General features: G+C 46.7%; 20 protein-coding genes. 19 read left to right on the top strand and 1 reads right to left on the bottom strand.

Features of this window, described 5'->3' with window-relative positions:
- Positions 1 to 2 precede the first annotated feature (2 nt).
- Both B5G11_RS01895 and B5G11_RS01890 read left to right on the top strand, forming a co-directional pair.
- Positions 3 to 3,419, top strand: a complete 3,417-nt coding sequence (locus B5G11_RS01895; protein WP_087251983.1) for a hypothetical protein — start codon at positions 3 to 5, stop codon at positions 3,417 to 3,419.
- Positions 3,420 to 3,433: 14 nt separating this feature from the next.
- Positions 3,434 to 5,773 (top strand): L,D-transpeptidase family protein, encoded by a 2,340-nt coding sequence (locus B5G11_RS01890; protein ID WP_087251982.1) that lies wholly within the window; start codon positions 3,434 to 3,436, stop codon positions 5,771 to 5,773.
- Positions 5,774 to 5,853: 80 nt separating this feature from the next.
- Here B5G11_RS01890 and B5G11_RS01885 read toward each other — a convergent pair whose 3' ends face one another.
- Positions 5,854 to 6,684, bottom strand: coding sequence for a polysaccharide deacetylase family protein (locus tag B5G11_RS01885; protein ID WP_087251981.1), 831 nt, complete (start codon positions 6,682 to 6,684; stop codon positions 5,854 to 5,856).
- Positions 6,685 to 6,783: 99 nt separating this feature from the next.
- Here B5G11_RS01885 and B5G11_RS01880 point away from each other — a divergent pair, with 99 nt between their 5' ends.
- From B5G11_RS01880 to B5G11_RS01800, 17 genes are all read left to right on the top strand, one after another.
- Entirely contained in the window at positions 6,784 to 7,695 is a 912-nt protein-coding gene (locus tag B5G11_RS01880; protein ID WP_087251980.1) for a tRNA-dihydrouridine synthase family protein, read from the top strand.
- Between the two features lie 40 nt (positions 7,696 to 7,735).
- Positions 7,736 to 8,227, top strand: a complete 492-nt coding sequence (locus B5G11_RS01875) for a pyridoxamine 5'-phosphate oxidase family protein (protein ID WP_242958869.1) — start codon at positions 7,736 to 7,738, stop codon at positions 8,225 to 8,227.
- 73 nt (positions 8,228 to 8,300) lie between these two features.
- Complete coding sequence (yqfC, locus tag B5G11_RS01870) at positions 8,301 to 8,633, top strand: sporulation protein YqfC (RefSeq protein WP_242958866.1); 333 nt, start codon at positions 8,301 to 8,303, stop codon at positions 8,631 to 8,633.
- Positions 8,627 to 9,862 carry a sporulation protein YqfD gene (locus tag B5G11_RS01865; protein WP_087251978.1) on the top strand — a complete coding sequence of 412 codons (1,236 nt, stop codon included), beginning with the start codon at positions 8,627 to 8,629 and terminating at the stop codon, positions 9,860 to 9,862. The genes yqfC and B5G11_RS01865 overlap by 7 nt, the downstream gene beginning before the upstream one ends.
- Positions 9,825 to 10,835: a PhoH family protein gene (locus B5G11_RS01860; RefSeq protein ID WP_087168929.1), complete on the top strand. Its 1,011-nt coding sequence runs from the start codon at positions 9,825 to 9,827 to the stop codon at positions 10,833 to 10,835. The genes B5G11_RS01865 and B5G11_RS01860 overlap by 38 nt, the downstream gene beginning before the upstream one ends.
- A 1-nt stretch (position 10,836) precedes the next feature.
- Positions 10,837 to 11,358 (top strand): rRNA maturation RNase YbeY, encoded by a 522-nt coding sequence (gene ybeY, locus B5G11_RS01855; RefSeq protein WP_087251977.1) that lies wholly within the window; start codon positions 10,837 to 10,839, stop codon positions 11,356 to 11,358.
- Between the two features lie 11 nt (positions 11,359 to 11,369).
- Positions 11,370 to 13,019, top strand: coding sequence for a polysaccharide biosynthesis protein (locus tag B5G11_RS01850; protein ID WP_087251976.1), 1,650 nt, complete (start codon positions 11,370 to 11,372; stop codon positions 13,017 to 13,019).
- Positions 13,020 to 13,030: 11 nt separating this feature from the next.
- Entirely contained in the window at positions 13,031 to 13,843 is an 813-nt protein-coding gene (locus tag B5G11_RS01845; RefSeq protein ID WP_087251975.1) for a pyridoxamine kinase, read from the top strand.
- Between the two features lie 46 nt (positions 13,844 to 13,889).
- Positions 13,890 to 14,273, top strand: a complete 384-nt coding sequence (locus B5G11_RS01840) for a hypothetical protein (protein WP_087251974.1) — start codon at positions 13,890 to 13,892, stop codon at positions 14,271 to 14,273.
- Between the two features lie 18 nt (positions 14,274 to 14,291).
- Entirely contained in the window at positions 14,292 to 14,525 is a 234-nt protein-coding gene (locus tag B5G11_RS01835) for a DUF896 domain-containing protein (RefSeq protein ID WP_087168924.1), read from the top strand.
- The gene (locus B5G11_RS01830) at positions 14,491 to 15,048 is read left to right on the top strand and encodes a 5-formyltetrahydrofolate cyclo-ligase (RefSeq protein WP_087251973.1); all 558 of its coding nucleotides are present in this window, start codon (positions 14,491 to 14,493) and stop codon (positions 15,046 to 15,048) included. Before B5G11_RS01835 ends, B5G11_RS01830 begins: the two co-directional genes overlap by 35 nt.
- Before the next feature lie 16 nt (positions 15,049 to 15,064).
- A complete protein-coding gene (locus B5G11_RS01825; RefSeq protein WP_087251972.1) occupies positions 15,065 to 15,247 on the top strand; it encodes a DUF4250 domain-containing protein in 183 nt (60 codons plus the stop codon).
- A 255-nt stretch (positions 15,248 to 15,502) separates the two neighbouring features.
- The gene (locus B5G11_RS01820; RefSeq protein WP_087168922.1) at positions 15,503 to 16,156 is read left to right on the top strand and encodes a TasA family protein; all 654 of its coding nucleotides are present in this window, start codon (positions 15,503 to 15,505) and stop codon (positions 16,154 to 16,156) included.
- Positions 16,157 to 16,174: 18 nt separating this feature from the next.
- Positions 16,175 to 16,708 (top strand): hypothetical protein, encoded by a 534-nt coding sequence (locus B5G11_RS01815; protein WP_087251971.1) that lies wholly within the window; start codon positions 16,175 to 16,177, stop codon positions 16,706 to 16,708.
- Positions 16,705 to 18,702 carry an isopeptide-forming domain-containing fimbrial protein gene (locus tag B5G11_RS01810; protein ID WP_087251970.1) on the top strand — a complete coding sequence of 666 codons (1,998 nt, stop codon included), beginning with the start codon at positions 16,705 to 16,707 and terminating at the stop codon, positions 18,700 to 18,702. The genes B5G11_RS01815 and B5G11_RS01810 overlap by 4 nt, the downstream gene beginning before the upstream one ends.
- A complete protein-coding gene (locus tag B5G11_RS01805; protein ID WP_087251969.1) occupies positions 18,699 to 19,823 on the top strand; it encodes a hypothetical protein in 1,125 nt (374 codons plus the stop codon). Before B5G11_RS01810 ends, B5G11_RS01805 begins: the two co-directional genes overlap by 4 nt.
- Positions 19,816 to 20,274 carry a signal peptidase I gene (locus B5G11_RS01800; RefSeq protein ID WP_087251968.1) on the top strand — a complete coding sequence of 153 codons (459 nt, stop codon included), beginning with the start codon at positions 19,816 to 19,818 and terminating at the stop codon, positions 20,272 to 20,274. Before B5G11_RS01805 ends, B5G11_RS01800 begins: the two co-directional genes overlap by 8 nt.
- Positions 20,275 to 20,387: the final 113 nt, after the last annotated feature.

Here is a 20,387-nt window from a genome sequence, read left to right as displayed (position 1 = left end):
GAATGATTAGAACAAAGTTAAAGAGAATGCTTGCAGCATCTTTATGCGCAGCACTGTGTTTGTCATCTGTCCCGGTTTATGCCGGGGAAACTCCGAATGGGCAGACTGAAGTTCAGACAGATACCATGCAGGAAGACATGCAGCAGGACGGTACAGAAGAAGGAAGCAGTCTGAACAGTGAAACTTCGGAAGAGCCGGAAGAATCACAGGATATGACTTCCGGAGAGGAAGCACTGCCGGCAGAGTCGCAAGACGATGTTCAGGAAGAAACGATTTCGGAGACTCAGCCTTCAGACGAGACCAGGCCGGCTGCAGAGGAAACTCAGGAGCAGGAGAACAGTACTCCGGAAACATCAGAAGAGGCTGCAAAAGCAGCAGCTCCGGAAGAGCAGCAGACTAAAACGGCGGAGACTGAAAGAGCAGCGGGAGCACATGTAGTATACAGAACGCATATACAGGATAAAGGCTGGTTGAAAGAAGCAGCAGACGGAGCTCTGGGCGGAACGGTCGGAGAGTACAGGCGTATGGAAGCGATCGAAATTAAGCTGGAAGGTGTATCGGGCGGCATTCAGTATCGTTCTCATATTCAGAAGTATGGATGGGAGAATGGATGGAAGGCAGACGGCGCTTTGAGCGGAACAGAAGGTGAGGCAAAGCGTCTGGAGGCAATTCAGATCCGGCTGACCGGGGAGGCTGCCGAACAGTATGATGTTTACTACCGTGTTCATGCGCAGGACTATGGCTGGCTTGGATGGACAAAGAACGGTGAAAATGCAGGAACATCCGGAAAGTCAAAACGTCTGGAAGCAATTCAGATCCAGCTTGTCGATAAAGGAGGAAAGGCACCAGGCACTACAGAAAATGCCTATGTGCATCCGCTTGTCAACTACAGTACCCATGTTCAGACGGCAGGATGGCAGAGTTCAGCAGCAGATGGGGCAGTCAGTGGAACAGTTGGAAAATACAGACGCCTGGAAGGAATCAAGATTCGCCTGGATAGTGAAGCTCCTTCTGGAAATATAGAGTACCGGACTCATATTCAGAATATTGGATGGGAAAAAGAATGGAAATCTAATGGAACACTGAGCGGGACAACAGGGAAAGCACTTCGCCTGGAAGCTATACAGATCCGCTTAAGTGGAGAAATAGCCGAACAGTATGATGTGTATTACAGAGTCCATGCACAGAATTACGGCTGGCTTGACTGGGCGAAAAACGGAGAAAGCGCAGGAACTTCCGGTTTGAATCTCAGGCTGGAAGCAATTCAGATTCAGCTTGTGAAAAAGGGAGAAAAGGCTCCTGGAAAAACGGATACACCGTATGTGAAAATGATGATCCGTTATATGTCTCATGTACAGGATCTCGGCTGGGAGAATTATGTCAACGACGGGGCGATGAGCGGAACAAAGGGAAAAGCAAAACGCCTGGAAGCAATTAAAGTTCAGATCAATAATGCGGATGTTGCCGGAGAAGTAGAATACCGTACACATGTGCAGAATTTTGGCTGGGAAAATAAATGGACGAAAAATGGAGCTGTCAGTGGAAGTGTTGGGAAATCACTCCGTCTGGAAGCGCTTCAGATCCGGCTGACGGGAACCGTGTCAGATCAATATGATCTGTATTACAGAGTTCACGTGCAGGATTATGGCTGGCTTGACTGGGCAAAAAATGGAGAGATTGCCGGAACAACAGGATTATCCAAACGGATGGAAGCCATTGAAATTCAGATGGTAGAAAAAGGCGCGAAAGCACCCGGCTCGACAGACCATCCATACATTACAACCGGATGGGGAACGAAGATTGGACAGATTGGAGATTCCACATCAATTAATATAAGACCGAATAAGCTTGACCAGCTCAAAAAGTCCGGAAAGGCTACAAGTATAGAAGTAACCGCAGCAATGAAATATCGGGGGAATACTGTCCGTCAGGTAAAGAAAGAAGTGGATCTGAACAGTATATCATCCGCCGGATTCAACATGAATGTGGGCTACTACGGAAAGTATTATGTTTCAATTTCTTATAAAAAGAATGGGAAAATTATAGAAGCCGAAGAGCAGATCGCAGGCGTAAAGGCAGGCGAATATAACCTGGCACCGGTTTCCGCATCCTTCCCGGTTGTATACTTTTCACTGTCCCTGTGGGATATTACCACTTCTCCGGAGACAGGAAAAACAATTCCAACGATTGTAATGCTGGACAGACCTTCAGCGTATAACTGGGATCAGCTTCCGGAAGGTGTTTATGGAATGCCTTATCTTACAGATGAACAGATGCAGAAGACATATAATTACAGCATGTATGCACAGTATGTCAAGGATTTGTATGAGGTAAGTCCGGATTCCAGGTTTAACCTGTATATTAATGATATTACCTGTACCCTGATTCATTCACTGATTTATGCAAACCGGATTCCGGATAAGCAATATACAATTACAATGATGTCGGATGGTTCCGGAACATTCAACATTATGAATAAGACTTATAATGTGGCAGATCCTTCCGCAAAACATCAGCAGCTGATTAATGAATGGAAGAGTGCAAAACAGGATGCCTACGAGACTGGAAAGGTTGCAACGGAATGGGGATGGCATAAGCGTTGGGACTGTATGTACGCAGTGCTTGCGTGCGAACCTGGAACCGAATGGTGGGTAGCACGAAACAATCTGTTCACCAGCGGGGACAATAATGCTTTTGCCGAGAAGATCAAAGCAGATGTGACAGTGAAAAATGTTAACACAATGCTCCAGGATCTTCAGGCAAAAGGCGAGGGAACCGTAAATGCCTTTAAAGCCTTGTATGATTTTAATGATGGATATTTTGCGGAATCCGAAATTCAGAATAAGAAATCCATGATGCTTTTAGGTACTTATGCATACAACGAAGAGACATTTGAAAACTATGCAAGACTGACAATGCTTTATTACGGGGATGAGTATGTTTATTATTACAAAGGTCATCCAAATACCCCGACCGGAATGTATCCGGCAAAACAGGAGCAGTTAGAGAGGCTGGGAATGATTGACGTAGATTCCTCAGTGGCGGCAGAGCTGATTTTATTCTTCAATCCGGGAATCAGTATGTCCGGTTACAGTTCCAGTACATTTAACTCTGCATCCAGAGAAATGGCATGCGGGCTGTTCAGTTCAACGAAGTCAGAGGCGCTGGGTCAGGCAGGCAGCATCGACTATTCCGGAATTGACTGGTTTGCTTCCGTAATTGATCCGGATAATGTGGACAGCAGGATTGCAGCATTATGTCCGGATGGAGCAGACTGCTATCTGCTTGAGTTCTCGGATGAAATTTTAAGCAGGAGCAAATACGACATTGGAATTTTCAATGCAGATACTGGAGAGCTTACATACTACGGGCAGGATGCACAGGGAAACTACATAAAAGTTGCATCCGTAACAGAATAGGGAGGAAATGAACTATGAATGTAAAAAAGGTCATGAAAAGAATGACCGGAGTTATTTTAAGCCTGACAATGATAATGGGATCTTTTTCAGTACAGGCAGCTGATTCGTCCGTAAATACAACAGATACAGCTGTTTTATCAGAGCAGGAAGCTGAAAATCCGGCAGAAAGCGGGCAGGAGATTCTGATTGAATCGGAAGACAGTCAGGCAGAAGAGACGGTGGAACCTGCCGGGGAGACAGGTGACCAGTCCGTAGCGGATAAACAGGAAGAAACCGGAGAGACTGATTCGGACATCGATGTGCAGGAACCGGTGAAAAATACAGAAAACCAGACAGATACTGCTTCGGAATCAGAAGCAGTATCTGAAGAATCAGAAGCAGCGGAAGTGCCGCAGGTGCAGGCGGAGGAAACAGAAGAAGTCAGCACGCCGCATATCTTTTATCAGTCCCAGGTTCAGACAGACGGCTGGCAGGATGAAGTACAGGACGGTGCTACAAGCGGAACGGTCGGAGAATACAAGCGAATGGAAACGCTCAAAATCCGTCTGGAGGATCAGTCTTACAAAGGCAGCGTAGAATACCGTTCTCATGTGCAGAATCTCGGATGGGAATCCGCATGGGCAAAAGACGGTGCTGCAAGCGGTACTGTTGGAAAAGGACTGCGTCTGGAGGCGGTTCAGATCCGTCTGACCGGAGAGATGGCACAGCATTATGATATTTACTACCGTGTTCATGCACAGGAGTTTGGCTGGCTTGGCTGGGCAAAGAATGGAGAAAGTGCCGGAACGGCAGCATTCAGTTACCGGCTGGAAGGTATTCAGATTGTTCTTGTGGAAAAGGGAGGCCAGGCACCGGGAAATACGGCCGATGCATTCTGGCAGCGCCCGTCGGTTTATTACCAGTCTCATGTTCAGTCAATCGGCTGGCAGAAAGAAGTAAAGAACGGTGGCATCAGCGGAACCGTTGGACAGTACAAACGAATGGAGTCTGTAAAGCTTCGTCTGACAGATCAGGCATACAGCGGGAATATTGAATACCGTTCCCACATTCAGAATCTTGGATGGGAATCATCCTGGAAAGCAAACGGAGCTATGAGCGGAACGACTGCAAAGGCTCTCCGTCTGGAGGCAATTCAGATCCGTCTGACCGGAGAAATGGCACAGCGTTTTGATGTGTATTACCGGGTTCATGCGGAGCAGTTTGGATGGCTTGGCTGGGCGAAAAATGGCGAGAGTGCAGGGACAGCCGGATTTGGCTATCGGCTGGAGGGACTCCAGGTGGTACTGGTCGTAAAAGGAAAAGCGGCGCCGGGAAGTACAGCATCTGCATTCCATCAGCTTCCATCTGTATATTATCAGACACATGTACAGAATGACGGCTGGAAAAGCGAAGTGAAAGATGGGGGCACAGGTGGAACCGTCGGACAGTATAAACGCATGGAATCCATCAAAATCCGTCTGGCAAATCAGGATATCAGCGGAAATATTGAGTATCGTTCCCATATTCAGAATCTTGGGTGGGAGTCATCCTGGAAAAAGAATGGCGCTTTAAGCGGAACAACGGGAAAAAGTCTTCGCCTGGAAGCGATTCAGATTCGCTTGACAGGAAATATGGCAAAGTACTTTGACATTTATTACCGCGTTCATGCGCAGCAGTATGGCTGGCTCGGATGGGCAAAGAACGGTGCAAGCGCCGGTACCGAAGGATGCAGCTACCGCCTGGAGGCAGTACAGATCCGTCTGGTAAAGAAAGGAGCGGCAGCACCGGGTTCCACGTCACGTCCATTTGTGAAGAGTAAGAATGGATGGTACTACGAAAACGGATATAAGTATTATTACAAGTCCGGTGTCAGACAGACAGATATCCGTAATATCATCGGAAAGCAGTCCTCTTATCTGATCAAGATTAACAAACAGATGAGCTGCGTGACAGTTTATGCAAAAGATGGAAGCAGAGGATATATCATCCCGGTTGTGGCATTTGCTTGTTCACCGGGAGCAGGAACACCGACCGGTACGTTCCATACCTCTGACAAATACCGCTGGCATGCACTGTATGGGGCTCAGGGCCAATGGTGTACGAGAATTACAGGACACATCCTGTTCCATTCTCTTCCATACACACATTTCAACAACCGGACAATGATGCCGAATCAGTACAACAGACTTGGAACATGGGCATCTTCCGGATGTATCCGGCTGAGAGCCATTGACGCGAAATGGATTTATGACAACTGTGCTTCCGGCACAACAGTCACCATTTACAACAGTTCTGCAGCAGGACCGCTTGGAAAACCGGTATATGCGAAGATTCCGGCTTATCAGAACTGGGATCCGACCGACCCGACGATCTGATGATCCGTTGGTTGGGCAGAATGGAAAAGTAATATGAATAAGAAAGAGGGATACGGTTCAAAGACCATATCCCTCTTCTGCTAAAGCTGATTTTCTACAAGCTGTGAGAGCGGAGCAAAGTGATAGCCCATTTCTTCCCATTTGGTCAGCAGTTCATCCAGAATCTGCGCGTTGGTGGAAGACGTGTTGTGGAGAAGAACGACTGCGCCGGGATGAATACGTCCGAGCAGCTTTTCAAATGCTTCTTCTCTGGTGGGCTGGTCGTCTTCGTACCAGTCTACGTAGGCGAGACTCCAGAAAAAGGTAGAGTATCCCAGTTCTTTTGCCATCTGTAGATTTGCGGTACTGAATTTCCCCTGCGGAGGTCGATAATACGGGCTCATTTTCTGTCCGGTTGTCTCTTCAAAAAGAGATTCTACGCTTTCCAGTTCTTCGCGGAAAGCGCTTTCTGTAGAGATGGCGGACATATCCGGATGATGCCACGTATGATTTCCGACTGTATGCCCTTCTTTGACCATCCGTTTTACGATGTCCGGATTGTCACGAAGAAAGGTGCCTACAATAAAAAAAGCCGCGGGAGCGTCATGCTTTTTCAGGGCATCAAGGATTGCTTCCGTATTTCCGTTTTCATATCCGCAGTCAAAAGTCAGGTAGATGACTTTTTCATCCGTATCTTCACAGTACGCGGCATTCAGAGCGGAGAGCTCGGAAATATCGGCATTGCCGACGGGGCGTTCTCCTTCGTTTGGAAAGCTTAATCCCCAGTTCCCGGAGGCTTCGGCAGACGTCTCCCGGGCCGGGGCTTCCCGGAAGGAGGAAATAAGAAATCCGACGCCGGTTCCGGCGCAGTAGGCGGCTACAAAAAGCAGGAGAAGAAGCAATGCTTTTTTTAATTCAGGAGCATGTTTCATAGTTTTGATTCCCGAAAATATTGTTGGTTTCAGTGTATGATGAATTAAAAGAAAATAGAAGCAGGTTCAGAAAAGGAAAAGAGAAAGGAATACACGAACATGAAATATTATCTTGCTCCCCTGGAAGGGATCACAGATCATATCTATAGAAGAACATATCATAAGCTGTTTGAACCGATGGATAAATATTTTATCCCTTTTCTTACGCCAAATGAGAATGGAAAACTGTCCAAACGGCAGCGACAGGACGTACTTCCGGAAAATAATGAAGGAATGTATGCGGTTCCACAGATCCTGACAAATAAAACAGAAGAATTCCTGAGCGCAGAGGCGTATCTTGGCAGCCTTGGATATGAGGAGATCAATCTGAATCTGGGTTGCCCTTCCCGCTGTGTGGTGTCGAAAGGAAGGGGAGCAGGATTTCTGGCGGATCCGGACGGTCTGCGCAGATTTCTGGATGAAATTTTTGAAAAATCCAATATCCGGATTTCCATTAAAAGCAGAATCGGAGTGAGGGATGTGGAGGAGTTCGGAGCACTGCTGGATTTGTATAATCGGTATCCGCTCGAGGAGCTGATTCTCCATCCACGTACCGGGAAAGAATTTTATAAAGGCAGCCCGCACCGGGAAGTTTACCGGTATGCAATGAAGGAAAGCAGACATCCATTATGTTATAATGGCGATCTTTTTACGAAAGAACAGTACGAAGACTGGGAGAAGAAATTTCCACAAAGCGATGCGGTGATGCTTGGGAGAGGAATACTTGGCGATCCGCTTTTGTTATCTAAAATTAAACAAAACCACAGGCCGGCCCATACCTGGATGGAGCTTCAGTATGAGCTTTATCTCGCATATCAGAAAGAAATCCAGGAGGAGCGGCATGTGCTGTCGAGACTGAAAGAATTCTGGACATACCGTGCATTGGTACACCGGGAAGAACGGGAAATGATTCAGAAGATTTACAGAACAAATACGTTGAAAGAATATGCGGAGCTTCTGCATTTTGAATAGAAGATGATCAGAAAAAAAGGAGGAAGACAGGATGCGGACTATGAGATTAAAGAAAAGAGAGATTCGGGACAAAGAGGTTTTAAGAGACCTGATTGACGGATGCAGTGTTGTACGAATCGGCGCGGCGGATGAAGAAGGAATGTTTATTGTGCCGGTGAATTATGGATATGAATTACTGGAGAAAGAAGACGGGACACTTGACTGGAAACTGTATTTTCATTCCGCGGCTCAGGGGAGGAAAGCAGAGGCTTTTGCAAAAGAGCCGGTAGCAGCGCTGGAACTTGACCGGGAAGGCGGGGTGATCCGTGGAGATTATACCTGTTCCTATTCATATGCCTACCAGAGTATTATGGGGACAGGAAAGATCAGAAAGCTGGAGTCGGAGAGCGAAAAGCGTTACGGTTTCGAAAAGATTATGGAGCATCTGGCACCGGAGGCAGAATTAAAATTTGATGAAAATCTGCTGAAAGCGGCGGATGTGTACTGCATTGAGGTCCTTTCTTTTACCGGGAAGGAGAGAAAGGCACAGTAGCTTTTGGAAACAGATGGTGTATAGGATTGGAGACTGCCGCATATATTGCTAGAAAAGCAAGGTGTGCGGCAGCATGATGGGAAGCAGACGAAGAGACCAGACCAGGCAGGAAGAGACACGAGGGGACGTGATCCGCAAAAAGATCGCGGAGACTGCAGATGCACCAAAAGACGTGATCATGGGGCTTCCGCTGATCCATCTGACCGGACAGTGTGAAATCTGTATAGAAAATTATAGAGGGATTCTGGAATATACGGAGGAACTGATCCGTGTGAAAACAAAATCCGGAACGATCCGGATTATCGGAAAAAGAATGTGCATAGAATACTATATGAACGATGAGATGAAAATTACCGGGAAGATCTGGAAGGTAGAGTTTGAAAAGAAGGAGGATACACATTGCTGACACGGATCCTGCGGTATGTGAAAGGGTATGTCCGGATACGGATCACCGGATATTCTCCTGAACGATTTCTGAATCTGTGCAAATACAAAAAGATTCCGGTCTGGGGACTGTTGCCGGGCCGCAATTTTTATGACATGAATATTACAATAGCCGGCATGAAGAAACTAAAACCGATTCTCAAAAAAACCGGCACGAATTTACGAATCATAGAGAAAATCGGACTTCCTTTTTTCCTTTTCCGGCACCGTAAAAGGAAGATTTTTTTTGCCGGAGCAGCGGGCTGCGTTCTGCTCGTATATATCCTTTCCCTTTTTATATGGAATATTGAGATCAGCGGAAATCATGTCCGGACGGATGAGACCATTCTGGCTTTTTTAAGAAAACAGGATGTGCATTGCGGAATGCCGGCTTCTTCTGTGGACTGTGCCGGGATTGCACGGATGATCCGGAAAGAGTACGATGATGTCATCTGGGTGTCGGCATCTCTGAAGGGCAGTAAAATCCAGATTGACATTAAGGAAAACAGTGATTCCAGAGAGATTGAGGAAGAGGAAATGACAGAGGAAGGAACCGATCTCATCGCTGAAAAGGACGGCGTGATCAAAGAGATTGTCACCAGGTCCGGTGTTCCGATGGTTCATGCCGGAGATGAAGTAAAAACCGGAGATATTCTTGTGTCGGGACGTGTGGAGATCAAAAATGACAGTCAGGAAGTCGTAGGATATCAGTACCAGAATGCGGATGCGGATATCCGGATGGAGACAAAAGAAGCATATGAAGATACGCTGGATTTATCCTATACGGTAAAGAGATATGAAAAACGGAAGAAACGTCAGGTGTTCTTACGTTTCTCGGATAAAGAATACGTTCTGGGACAGAAAGTTGAAGCAGGGGAGAAAAAAGAAATCTTTTCGTTTGAGGTCCTCCCTCAGTTTTCAAAAAGCTTTCCTCTCCCGTTTTCATTTGGCGTCCGGGAGGAGAAACAGTACCGGGAAGTGAAGAAAACCTATACAAAAAAGGAATGTCAGGAGATTCTAAGCAGAGAATTTGAACGCTTCTGCAAGGATTTAAGAAAAAAAGGGGTTCAAATTCTGGAGAATGATGTTAAAATATACAAGGACACGCAAAGTGCAAAAGCAAAAGGAACACTGATTCTTCTGGAATCATGCGGAAAGGAAAGAAAGACAGAACATGGGAATCTTGGAGAGAACAATGCAGATACCAGCTGAGCATGAGGCAAATGTGTTCGGTCAGCTGGATGCCTACGCAAAGAAAATTGAACGCACGTTCCATGTGACTTTGATCGAGAGAAACGGCGAGATCAAAATCATGGGTGAAGAGGGAAGGACCAGAAAAGCAGAAGAGATTCTGGAAAAGCTGCTGGAGCTGTCCCGGCGGGGAAATGTGATCACAGAACAAAATGTAGACTATCTCATTTCATTGGCTATGGAAGATGATGAAAAGGGCGATGTTCTGGAAATAGATAAAGAGGTTGTCGCATATACAGTTCAGGGGAAGCCTGTCAAGGCGAAGACTCTGGGGCAGAAAAACTACGTGGATGCAATAAAAAAGGATATGATTGTCTTTGGACTTGGACCGGCCGGTACGGGGAAGACCTACCTCGCAATGGCAATGGCAATCTCAGCATTCAAAAATAATGAAGTGGGAAGGATCATTCTGACCCGTCCGGCAATCGAGGCGGGGGAGAAACTTGGATTTCTTCCGGGAGATCTGCAGAGCAAAATCGATCCGTACCTGAGGCCGCTCTATGATGCGCTTTATCAGATCATGGGGGCAGAGAGCTTTGTAAAGAATTCAGAGAAAGGACTCATTGAAGTGGCTCCGCTTGCCTATATGAGAGGACGTACACTTGACAATGCGTTTATCATTCTGGATGAGGCGCAGAATACAACGCCGGCCCAGATGAAAATGTTCCTGACACGGATCGGGTTCGGATCAAAGGTTGTTATTACCGGTGACGAGACACAAAAGGATCTGCCGTCCGGACAGACTTCCGGCCTTGATGTGGCAGTCAAAGTTGTAAACGGACTGGAAGGGATCAGCGTCTGCCGCCTGACCAGCAGGGACGTTGTAAGACATCCGCTTGTTCAGAAAATCGTAAAGGCATATGAGAATTACGAGAAAAAAGAAGAGAGCGGAAAGCGTGGAAACAGAAGAAAAAGTATAAGACACAGAGGTTGATATGACGATATATTTAGAAGAAGAATCAGAAATCAGACTTCCGGTAGACTGCCGGAAAACAGCAGAGCAGGTGGTGGAGGAAACTCTTGATTATGAGGGGTTCCCATATGAAGCGGAAGTAGAAATCCTGCTCACCGATAATGAATCAATCCGGGAAATGAACCGGGAACAGAGAGGAATTGACCGGCCGACAGACGTACTGTCTTTCCCGATGATTGATTATGAAAAAGCGGGAGAATTCGATTTTCTGGAAGAGCGCCCGGACTGCTTTCATCCGGAAACCGGGGAAGCACTTCTTGGAGATATTGTGATTTCAAAGGAAAAAGTACTCTCACAGGCAGAGGAATACGGACATTCTCCTTTGAGGGAGTACGCCTTTTTGATTGCGCACAGCATGCTTCACCTGCTCGGATATGACCATATGGAAGAGCAGGAGAGGGTTATTATGGAAAAGAAGCAAAATGAAATTCTGGAGCGCCTCGGCATCTCCAGATCAGGAACTGCAAAAGACGAAACGAAATAGCGGGGTGTTTTATGGGTAAAAAGAAGAACGGAAATGAATTTCTGGTACAAGGCGGAATCCTTGCGGCGGCTGGAATGATTTCCAGAATCATAGGGATGATCTACCGGATTCCACTGCTCAATATTATGGGGACGACCGGTCAGGGATTCTACGAGGTTGCTTATCAGATTTACAGTATTGCACTGATTCTTACATCCTACAGTATGCCGCTTGCGGTTTCCAAACTTGTTTCCGCAAGGCTTTCCAAAAATCAGGAAAAAAATGCGTTCCGGATTTTTAAATCGGCATTATTGTTGACATTAGTGGTAAGTGGAGTTGTCAGTCTGATTATTTTCTTTGGAGCAGATGTTCTTGCAGGCGGGGTTATGAAGATGAGCATGAGTGCCTACGCGCTCCGGGTTCTGGCACCTGGACTTGTCATTGTCTCCGTGATGGGAGTTTTAAGAGGATTTTTCCAGGGGCGCGGATCCATGGTGCCGACAGCGGTATCACAGATTCTGGAGCAGGTTGTCCATGCGATTGTCAGTATCATCGGGGCATATATTCTGCTTCAGTACGGAAAAACCGTAGGCTCTGAGCAAAGAGATGATCTTTACGGGCCGGCTTTTTCAGCTGCAGGTGCTACACTTGGCGTTATTGCCGGAGGATTGATCGCACTGATTTTCCTTGTGCTGATTTTCTATGCGTATCGCGGAAAACTGCGGAATAAAATCAGACGGGACAAAACCGTGGAGGTGGAGAGCTTCGGATTTATTTTCAAAGTGCTGATTCTTACGATCGCACCGGTTATTTTAAGCTCTACCGTATACAATATTCAGAATGTGATTGACAGCGCCATGTTCAGCAGCATTATGTCCGCACAGGGATTTTCAGAGGAGCATTGCGCGGATCTGCTTGGAAGTCTGGGACAGTACTATACGCTGTTTAACGTGCCGCTTTTCATGGCTAATGCGCTCGGTTCATCGATTGTACCGCCGCTTGTACGTGCATACGAGAACGGAAACCGGGAGCAGGTGCATCAGAAGATTGAGATGGCAATGCGCGTAACCATGCTGATTGCAGTGCCAAGTGCAGTTGCGTTTATCGTAATACCAAAGCCGATGCTGGATCTGATCTGGGGATCTATTGATAATACAGTGGCAGCAAATCTGTTCCGGATCGGCGCAATTTCGATCATTTTCTATGCGGCATCTACTCTGACCAATGCAGTGCTGCAGGGAGTCAACAAGATGATGTCACCGGTGAAAAATGCGGCGACTTCCCTTGTGATTCATGTTGTTTCACTGTTTATCATGCTTGTATTTTTCCACTGGAGCATTTATGCAGTTGTTGCAAGTAAGGTGATCTTTGGTCTTGCCATGTGCATCTTAAATTCACATGATCTTCGGGAAGCGGTCGGATACGTACAGGAAAAGAAACGGACCTTTGTATACCCGGCAGTAGCTGCTGTCATTATGGGGGTCGTTGTTTTCGTACTTCAGTTTGTACTGGCTCTTGTGATCAGTGATGCTGTTGCAACGGTCATTTCGATTGTGGCTGGAGTCTGCATCTATGCGGTCAGCCTCCTTGCAATCGGCGGACTGACAGAAGCGGAGATTCTTGCACTTCCGAAGGGCGCGAAAATTGCGGCAGTTCTGCAGAAAGCACATTTGTTAAAATAGAGGTGCACGAGATGAAACGAGTGTTATTGATCCATGATCTGTGCTCGGTCGGGAAAGCGGCCATGATGAATATGATTCCGGTTTTAAGTGTTATGGGAATGGAGGTATGTCCGCTTCCGACCATGCTGCTGTCAACCCATACCGGAGGATTCGGCAGGCCGGAAATGCTTCCGGTACCGGGGACGTATCTGGAAGAAAGCCTTAAACATTTTCAGAGAGAACAGATCCGGTTTGACTGTATTTTTGTCGGGTATCTGGGAAATACGGAAATGGCACAGACCGTTTCCGGACTTCTGGAGATGGATTGCAGGCCGTTGGTGATTCTGGATCCGATTATGGGGGATCACGGAAAATATTATTCTAATTTTGATGAAACATATAAGGAAGCCCTGCTTCCCCTTCTTGGGAAAGCGGATCTTCTGCTTCCGAATCTGACGGAAGCGGCCTTTTTGAGCGGAATTCCCTATTCCGAATGTCAGTCGGAAGAAGGACTGGGAAAAGTTGTGGAGAAACTTCGGAAAATGGGAATGAAAGACGGTGTCATTACCGGAACAAAAGCAAGAGAAGATGAGATCGGCATGGCGGTTCTGGAAGGAAATAACATGAAAATCTGCAAAGAGCCGGAGATTCCGTATCATTCTCATGGTACCGGGGATCTGTTTGACGCGGTACTATGCGGAGCTCTTCTTGGCGGCGTTTCGCTTGAGGCTTCTGCGCGGAAGGCCCATGCATTTGTTGCAGACTGCTTAAGGGCGAAAGCAGTGGAAGCGGGCGAAGAACGCGCAGGACTTCCGTTTGAACGTCTTCTGGGAAAACTTGTATAAATTTCAGCGAGAAGGCAGATACTGTATAAAAAAGGAGTGTGCTTCTATGAAAAAATACAGTATCGGACTTTTCGTCCTTTTTCTCGGCTGTGTTGCGCTGATCGGCGCGGCTTATCAGTTTAGCTTTCAGTATTCAAAAAGACAGGCAGAAGAGGAAGCAAGACTGAAACAGGAAATCATGAAATCTGTAAAAGAAGAAGAGGAGGACGCCGTGGCGGCGGAAGGTGATGTCAGTAAAGGGGAAGTTTTTTACCTTATGGATCTGAACGGATTTGTCGCCGTATATAGATCAGATAAAGAAACGATTTATGAATATACCAATATTGTTGTAGAAGATCTGCCTGAAGATATCAGGCAGGAAATTCAGGAGGGAAAGGAAATCCGGACAGTGGAAAAACTGTACGGATTTCTGGAAAATTACTCCAGTTGACGGGAAAGGTACAAAAAGATGAAAGAAGAAAAAATCAGAAGAATTAATGAGCTATACCATAAGTCAAAAGCAGAGGGGCTGACTGAGGAGGAGAAGAAAGAGCAGAAAATTCTGCGTCAGGAATACATCGAATCATTTCGTGAAAATCTCAGAGGACAGCTGAACAATATTTCAATCAAAGAAAAAGACGGTACGATTGTTAATCTTGGTGAAAAATATGGAAAAAAAAGAAATCAGAAAAAAGGTTCTTGATAGGAGAGACAGGATACCGGAAGAACAGCGAAGAGAAAAAAGTATCCGGATTGCAAAAAGGCTTTGCGAGATGCCCTGTTTTGCAGGGGCGTCCTCTATTTTAATTTACCGCCATTTCCGGTCTGAAGCAGAGACTACTCTTTTGATGGAACAGGCCTGGAAGACGGGAAAGAGAGTCTATTGTCCCCGTGTGGAAGGAAAGACAATGGAGTTTTTTCTGGTCCGGACATGGGAAGATTTTGAACAGGGATGTTTTGGAATCGAGGAACCGGGAGCGGAGTGCCCTGCCTTTGAAGAAGACCCACAGGAGCAGGCGCTTGTGATTCTTCCAGGAGCGGCTTTTGACAGGAACCGAAACCGGATCGGTTATGGAGGCGGGTTTTACGACCGGTATCTGGCAAACCATCCGGGCCTTGAGACTGCGGCAGTCTGCTTTGAAGAGCAGATTGTGGAACAGATACCCGCCGGACCGTATGATATCCGGCCACGGATCATAGTTACCGATCAGCATTGTTACGAATAAGAAAAGGATGTGAGAGATGATGACAGACCTGCCAAAAGATCCAGTGATGCTTCTTGGAACCATAAATATGAAACTGCGGGATTTTTATCCGACTCTGGATGCGCTGTGCGAAGATCTTCAAGTTGGAAAAGACTGGATTTGCAGCACGCTTTCCGGAATCGACTATGAGTACGATCCGAAGCGGAATCAATTTGTATAAGAAAGCAAAAGGAAGACTGCAAAATAGGCAGTCTTTTTTCTTGCTTTTTTGCGGAGGGCATGCTATACTTTAGACATTTCTAACAGGGGCAGATCATTGCCCTGATCTATTTTTCTATATTTATCTATTTGAGACCGAGACGAATTCTGTTTCGGAATCCCGAAGAAAAGAAAACTTCATGTTCAGAGGGGGTGAGGCCGTTGATTGTCTGATCATATTTTGTGTAGCCAGTAGATATGACATGGAGGAAATACTATGAGAAAAAAAAGAATATGGAAACACATCACGGTCATTGCATTGGCAGTGGCTGCAGCAACTGCTGCGATTGGCGGGATTTCCGCGTATTTTACGGATACCCAGGAGAAAACCAATACATTGACTGTAGGAAGTGTAAAAACAGATCTGGAGGAGCCGGAGTGGGAAGATGTTCCATCGGACGAAAAAACAGATATTACACCGAACCAGACGATCAAAAAGGATCCGAGGATCACCAATACCGGAGCGAATGATGCGTACGCATTTCTGGAAATTCAGGTTCCGGTGAAAAAGATTATTACGGTAGGTCCAGACGGGAAAAAGCTGCCGGCAGCAGATACAGAGCTCTTTACTTATAAAGTAAATGACGGATGGGTACAAGTCCGGAGCTCCGATATTACCACATCGGGGAAGGTGACGGCAAGAAGCTATGTTTACGCCTATGGAACAAAAACCCAGTGTACGGTTCTGAAGAAAGGAGAGACGACGACTCCACTTTTTGACAGTGTTACTCTGGTCAATGCCATTGAGGGGCAGATTGACGAAGAAACGCTGAATATTCCGGTGAAAAGCTACGCAATTCAGGCGGAACACATTGGAGAGTCCAAAGTACCTTCAGACGTATTCCAGATTTACATGAAACAGAACCAGTAAACAGAAGGGGAGATTACAATGAGAAAAAGAAAACGAACTCCCTGTGGCCGGGCTCTGGCGGTTTTGGTGCTGACCGGAATAGTGGTACAGTTGATTCATATGCCGGAAGTGTCAGCTTATTTCGCGGACCGCAATGAAAAGAACAATGTACTTCAGGTCGGTGATAATACATCTACGATTGAAGAGAAATTCGATCCGCCGGATACGGTCACCCCGGATACAACTTACAACAAAACCGTTTCTGTCAGAAATCAGACCGACACGCCATGTTACGTCCGGGTTTTTGTAGAGAAAGATCAGTCGGAGATCCCGCTGTCCATTGCGTTTGACAGGAAACACTGGACGGAAAAACAGGCGGACGGCTATTATTACTACCGGACAGTTCTGGAAGGAAAGAAAAAGACAGAACCGCTCTTTACCAGCGTAACAACCGGAAAGACTGAAGAGACATTTCGGATTCTGATTTATGAGGAGACAGTACAGGCGCAGGGATTTCAGACGCCCCAGGAAGCATTTGCTTCCATCCGGGGAGAACAGGAGAGTGGTGTATGAAAAAGAGCAGATGGAAAAAGGGGCTGGTTCTGGCATTGTTGCTGGCCTGTACAGGAACAGTCAATGTAAGGAGTGCAGGTCATGTCAGTGCGCTGGAGGCGGCAGAACAGGCCGGTTCACCGATTACAGTGAAACAGTACGGGGAGGAGGAAGATTCCAGCTTTTCCTTCCGACTGAAAAGGACTGAACATACAACCTGTACCTGGAAAGATACGAGTGGAATCGCCGATCCGCAGCTGATTCATCAGACAGGAAACGGAATTGAACGGTGGGGACAGATGGTGACCAGCGATGCCCAGAAGGGAAAGATTTCCTGCTATCTGACGAATATGGGAAGTTACAAAGGGAAAAATACGAATCTCAGGATCACCTTTACGGACTGGCCGTCTTACCGGACAGAGTCGGGGGAACGGTATTATCCGGTTCTCGGGGTCTCACTTTCTCTTACGACAGATTTTTACGGCCTGATCTTCAGCGATATCTGGTATGAGGCAAAGATGGAGATTCTGGATGATCAGGGACGTCCCCTTGCCGTCAATATGACCTACCGGGCGGATGATCTGGATTTCGGACAGATCTTCGGCGTGAAAAAAAGTGATGCCATATCCGGACTTGCGGTTCCGGAAGACAGCCGGGTATATTATATCGACCGGGATGGATTTTACTATTTTTATGCGGACAATATTGCTTCCAATGAATACGAAAAAGACAGTGTACAGGTACAGTACAAAAATGCTTCTGCATTTACCCTTCGTGTTGGCGGCGGTGTCGCATTTCCGAGCAGCTTTACGTACACCAAATATGTGTCGGAAAAAGTAGAAAAAGATTACGAACGCTTTCGGGATCATCTGGTCGGAGAATCAAGTGTAGAAGAATCAACGAATGCGGGAGCAATACTTGGATGGATTGCAGGTTCCGCAAGAGGATATGGTCCGTTTACTCCGCCGGTTCCGGTAAAGAGCGTAGACCGGACAGAAGTCCATGGAGAGGACTCGTTTACATACCGGATTAATTTTAAAGTGCCGGAATGTCAGCCGGCTGACTACTATCAGAGTCTGGTTCTGACAGATCCGATGCCGGAGGCTTTGACGGTGGAGAAAGTCGTTGTATATGATGCGGACAATCAGCAGGATGTCAGCACAAAATTTCATATCCAGATAACAAAAGGGACATCGGATCAGGTGAAAGTATCTGCAAGAGATACGTCCTCCGCATGGATCTATGGTCGAAGTTTTGAAATACGCATTCAGGTTCATAAGCGGCCGGAGTACATCTTCGGGAAATCCAATGTGGTATCCAACAAAGCCGGGCTGAGCGTAGATCAGAAAACACCGAAAGAAACAGAGCAGGTCAAGACATCCTTCTATTATCAAATCACAACGGAAGCGAAGAATGGTTCGATTACCGCTTCCAATCTGAAAGTTCCCGCGGGAGGAACGATGCAGGTCACCTATTCTCCTCTTCCGGGATACTATCTGAAGTCGGTTACCGTCGATCAGAAAGAAACCGATAAAAATCAGCACATTTCGGGTTATTCTTTTACAAAAGTCAATGCAGATCATCATATCCGGGTCGTATACGAAAAAAATCCCATTCTTACAATCACAAAAGAAGTAAAAGGAAAATGGGACGAATTTGGAACTCCTGTCTTTTTATTCCAGATCACGGGAACAGATTATAACGGAATCAGCCGGACGTATTATGAGGCGCTGGAAATTCCGGAACAGTTTAAAGAAGACGGTGTTTACAGGAAGTCCTTTATTATGCAGATCCCTGCCGGGATCTGGACGGTCCGGGAAATTCCGGTTTCCAGATACCGGATGACAGGAATCAAAGAGGTGGAAAATGGAAGCATCGAGGGCAGTACAGTCAGGCTGGACACAAAGGATCACGATACGGCAAAGGCAACATTCTGCAACGAACTGGTGAATTATGGAGATTTCAGCCACAATGATCTTGAGATCAATGTATTTGGAAAGCAGGTGGGAAGGTGAAAAAAAGAAGGCAACTTGCAGTGATGGCTGCCATCTGGATGCTTAGCGGTATTCATGCGGCGGCAGCGGAACAAGAGGCTTCTGTGACAACGGATATCCAGTCCGGCGGGGTCAGCATCCGGATGAACCGGTACGGTGACGCTGAAAAAAAGCAGGAATGGGAAGATGTCGAAGACATTCTGCCGGGGCAGGAGATTCCCATGATTACAGAGATTGAGAACCTGGGGGAAGACTGTTTTATCCGTTACCGTATAAGGGCGGAAGCAGAAAGTAAGCGGGAAATACCTTCCGCTTCTTTTCGGGGCCTGCCGGATGACTGTGTGCAAAAGGGAGAGTATTTTTATGATACGAAAATTTTAGAACACGGTGAAAAGGAGGAGCTGTTTACTGCGTTTATGCTTCCGGAAACATGGGAGCAGGAAGAGGAGGATGAAATCCGTATTTATGTGACAGCCGATGCGATTCAAAGCCGAAATTTCACACCGGATTTTGAATCGGAAAATCCATGGGGAGATACGAGAGTCCAGAAAGTTTCGGAAGAGGAAAAAGAAAATCAGCTTCGTGTAGCGGTACCTCAAAAAGGGCTCTGTCGTGTTGTAGTGGAAGGGGACCGGATTATCACCGTACCGGACAGCTTCTTTTCGGAACTGGGAACGGTCGTTCCCGGAGATACGGTTCAGGGAGAAATTCAGATTGAAAACGGGTGTGAGCAGACAGAAGCGGTATACTGGAAACTGGATTCGGAGGAGCAAACCCTGTTAAATCCGGTGGAACTCAAAATCGAAAAGAGCAGCGGTGCAATTTTGTATCAGGGAACCATTCAGGAATACCAGACAGATCAGTTTGCCCTGCTTGGGCGTTATTCACCGGAGGAGAAAGACAGTCTGATGTTCACGCTTCATTTCCCGGAAGAAATGGATAATCTCTACCGGCTTCTGAATGGTCAGATGACATGGACATTCCGGGCAGTTTCCGAGACACAGGAGGCAGACTTCCTGCAGGAGGAGCGGCGGGAAACCGTGAAAACCGGAGAAGAAAGCCATTTGTTTTTGCTGTTGCTGCTGATGGGATCAGCCTGTCTGGTTCTCCTCCTGATCAGAAAGAGGAGAGCTGATGAATAAGTGGTTCCGAAGGCTGGATACCATTCTGATTCTGTGTGCGGCATGCTATGTTCTTCTGTTCGCCTGCCCGACCACATTTGGAATCCTGCCTGTCCGGGTATTATCCGGCTCCATGGCACCTGAGATTCTGGAAGGGGATATGGCCTATATCCGACAATGTAAGGAGAATGCTGTCGTGCCTGGTGATGTGATTGCCTTTCGGACGGAGAATGATCAGCTGGTGCTGCACCGCCTGATTGAAAAGACATCCGAAGGGCTCGTTACAAAGGGAGATGCCAATGAACACGAGGATTTCAGCACGGCAGATCCTGCAAACGTAGTCGGAACACTTTTATTCTGTCTCCCTAAAGGAGCGGTCTGGTATGAAAAGATCACTTCGTGGAAAACACTTGGAATCCTGCTTTTTTACAGCGGAATCCGCATGATAACAATAGTTCACCAGAAATTTTGACGGCAGATTTTCGGTTCCTGCTGTTGTTCTCCTTCAAACTGCGGTATAATAACCGAAAAGTGTAAAATGAAATGATTGAAACAAAAATAGAATGATGTGCCTGATGGTCAGGA

It is taken from the genome of Drancourtella sp. An57, from assembly GCF_002161525.1.
Classification (GTDB): domain Bacteria; phylum Bacillota; class Clostridia; order Lachnospirales; family Lachnospiraceae; genus Sellimonas; species Sellimonas catena.
This window is presented reverse-complemented; position numbering and strand designations above follow the sequence as displayed.

Excerpts from the sequence above, each read along its gene's own strand:
- B5G11_RS01860 (WP_087168929.1), top strand. The coding sequence starts at position 9,825 with ATGGGAATCTTGGAGAGAACAATGCAGATACCAGCTGAGCATGAGGCA.
- B5G11_RS01845 (WP_087251975.1), top strand. The coding sequence starts at position 13,031 with ATGAAACGAGTGTTATTGATCCATGATCTGTGCTCGGTCGGGAAAGCG.
- yqfC (WP_242958866.1), top strand. The coding sequence starts at position 8,301 with ATGATGGGAAGCAGACGAAGAGACCAGACCAGGCAGGAAGAGACACGA.
- B5G11_RS01895 (WP_087251983.1), top strand. The coding sequence starts at position 3 with ATGATTAGAACAAAGTTAAAGAGAATGCTTGCAGCATCTTTATGCGCA.
- B5G11_RS01835 (WP_087168924.1), top strand. The coding sequence starts at position 14,292 with ATGAAAGAAGAAAAAATCAGAAGAATTAATGAGCTATACCATAAGTCA.
- B5G11_RS01885 (WP_087251981.1), bottom strand. The coding sequence starts at position 6,684 with ATGAAACATGCTCCTGAATTAAAAAAAGCATTGCTTCTTCTCCTGCTT.
- B5G11_RS01850 (WP_087251976.1), top strand. The coding sequence starts at position 11,370 with ATGGGTAAAAAGAAGAACGGAAATGAATTTCTGGTACAAGGCGGAATC.
- B5G11_RS01840 (WP_087251974.1), top strand. The coding sequence starts at position 13,890 with ATGAAAAAATACAGTATCGGACTTTTCGTCCTTTTTCTCGGCTGTGTT.
- B5G11_RS01820 (WP_087168922.1), top strand. The coding sequence starts at position 15,503 with ATGAGAAAAAAAAGAATATGGAAACACATCACGGTCATTGCATTGGCA.
- B5G11_RS01890 (WP_087251982.1), top strand. The coding sequence starts at position 3,434 with ATGAATGTAAAAAAGGTCATGAAAAGAATGACCGGAGTTATTTTAAGC.
- B5G11_RS01810 (WP_087251970.1), top strand. The coding sequence starts at position 16,705 with ATGAAAAAGAGCAGATGGAAAAAGGGGCTGGTTCTGGCATTGTTGCTG.
- B5G11_RS01815 (WP_087251971.1), top strand. The coding sequence starts at position 16,175 with ATGAGAAAAAGAAAACGAACTCCCTGTGGCCGGGCTCTGGCGGTTTTG.
- ybeY (WP_087251977.1), top strand. The coding sequence starts at position 10,837 with ATGACGATATATTTAGAAGAAGAATCAGAAATCAGACTTCCGGTAGAC.
- B5G11_RS01800 (WP_087251968.1), top strand. The coding sequence starts at position 19,816 with ATGAATAAGTGGTTCCGAAGGCTGGATACCATTCTGATTCTGTGTGCG.
- B5G11_RS01830 (WP_087251973.1), top strand. The coding sequence starts at position 14,491 with ATGGAAAAAAAAGAAATCAGAAAAAAGGTTCTTGATAGGAGAGACAGG.
- B5G11_RS01875 (WP_242958869.1), top strand. The coding sequence starts at position 7,736 with ATGAGATTAAAGAAAAGAGAGATTCGGGACAAAGAGGTTTTAAGAGAC.
- B5G11_RS01825 (WP_087251972.1), top strand. The coding sequence starts at position 15,065 with ATGATGACAGACCTGCCAAAAGATCCAGTGATGCTTCTTGGAACCATA.
- B5G11_RS01880 (WP_087251980.1), top strand. The coding sequence starts at position 6,784 with ATGAAATATTATCTTGCTCCCCTGGAAGGGATCACAGATCATATCTAT.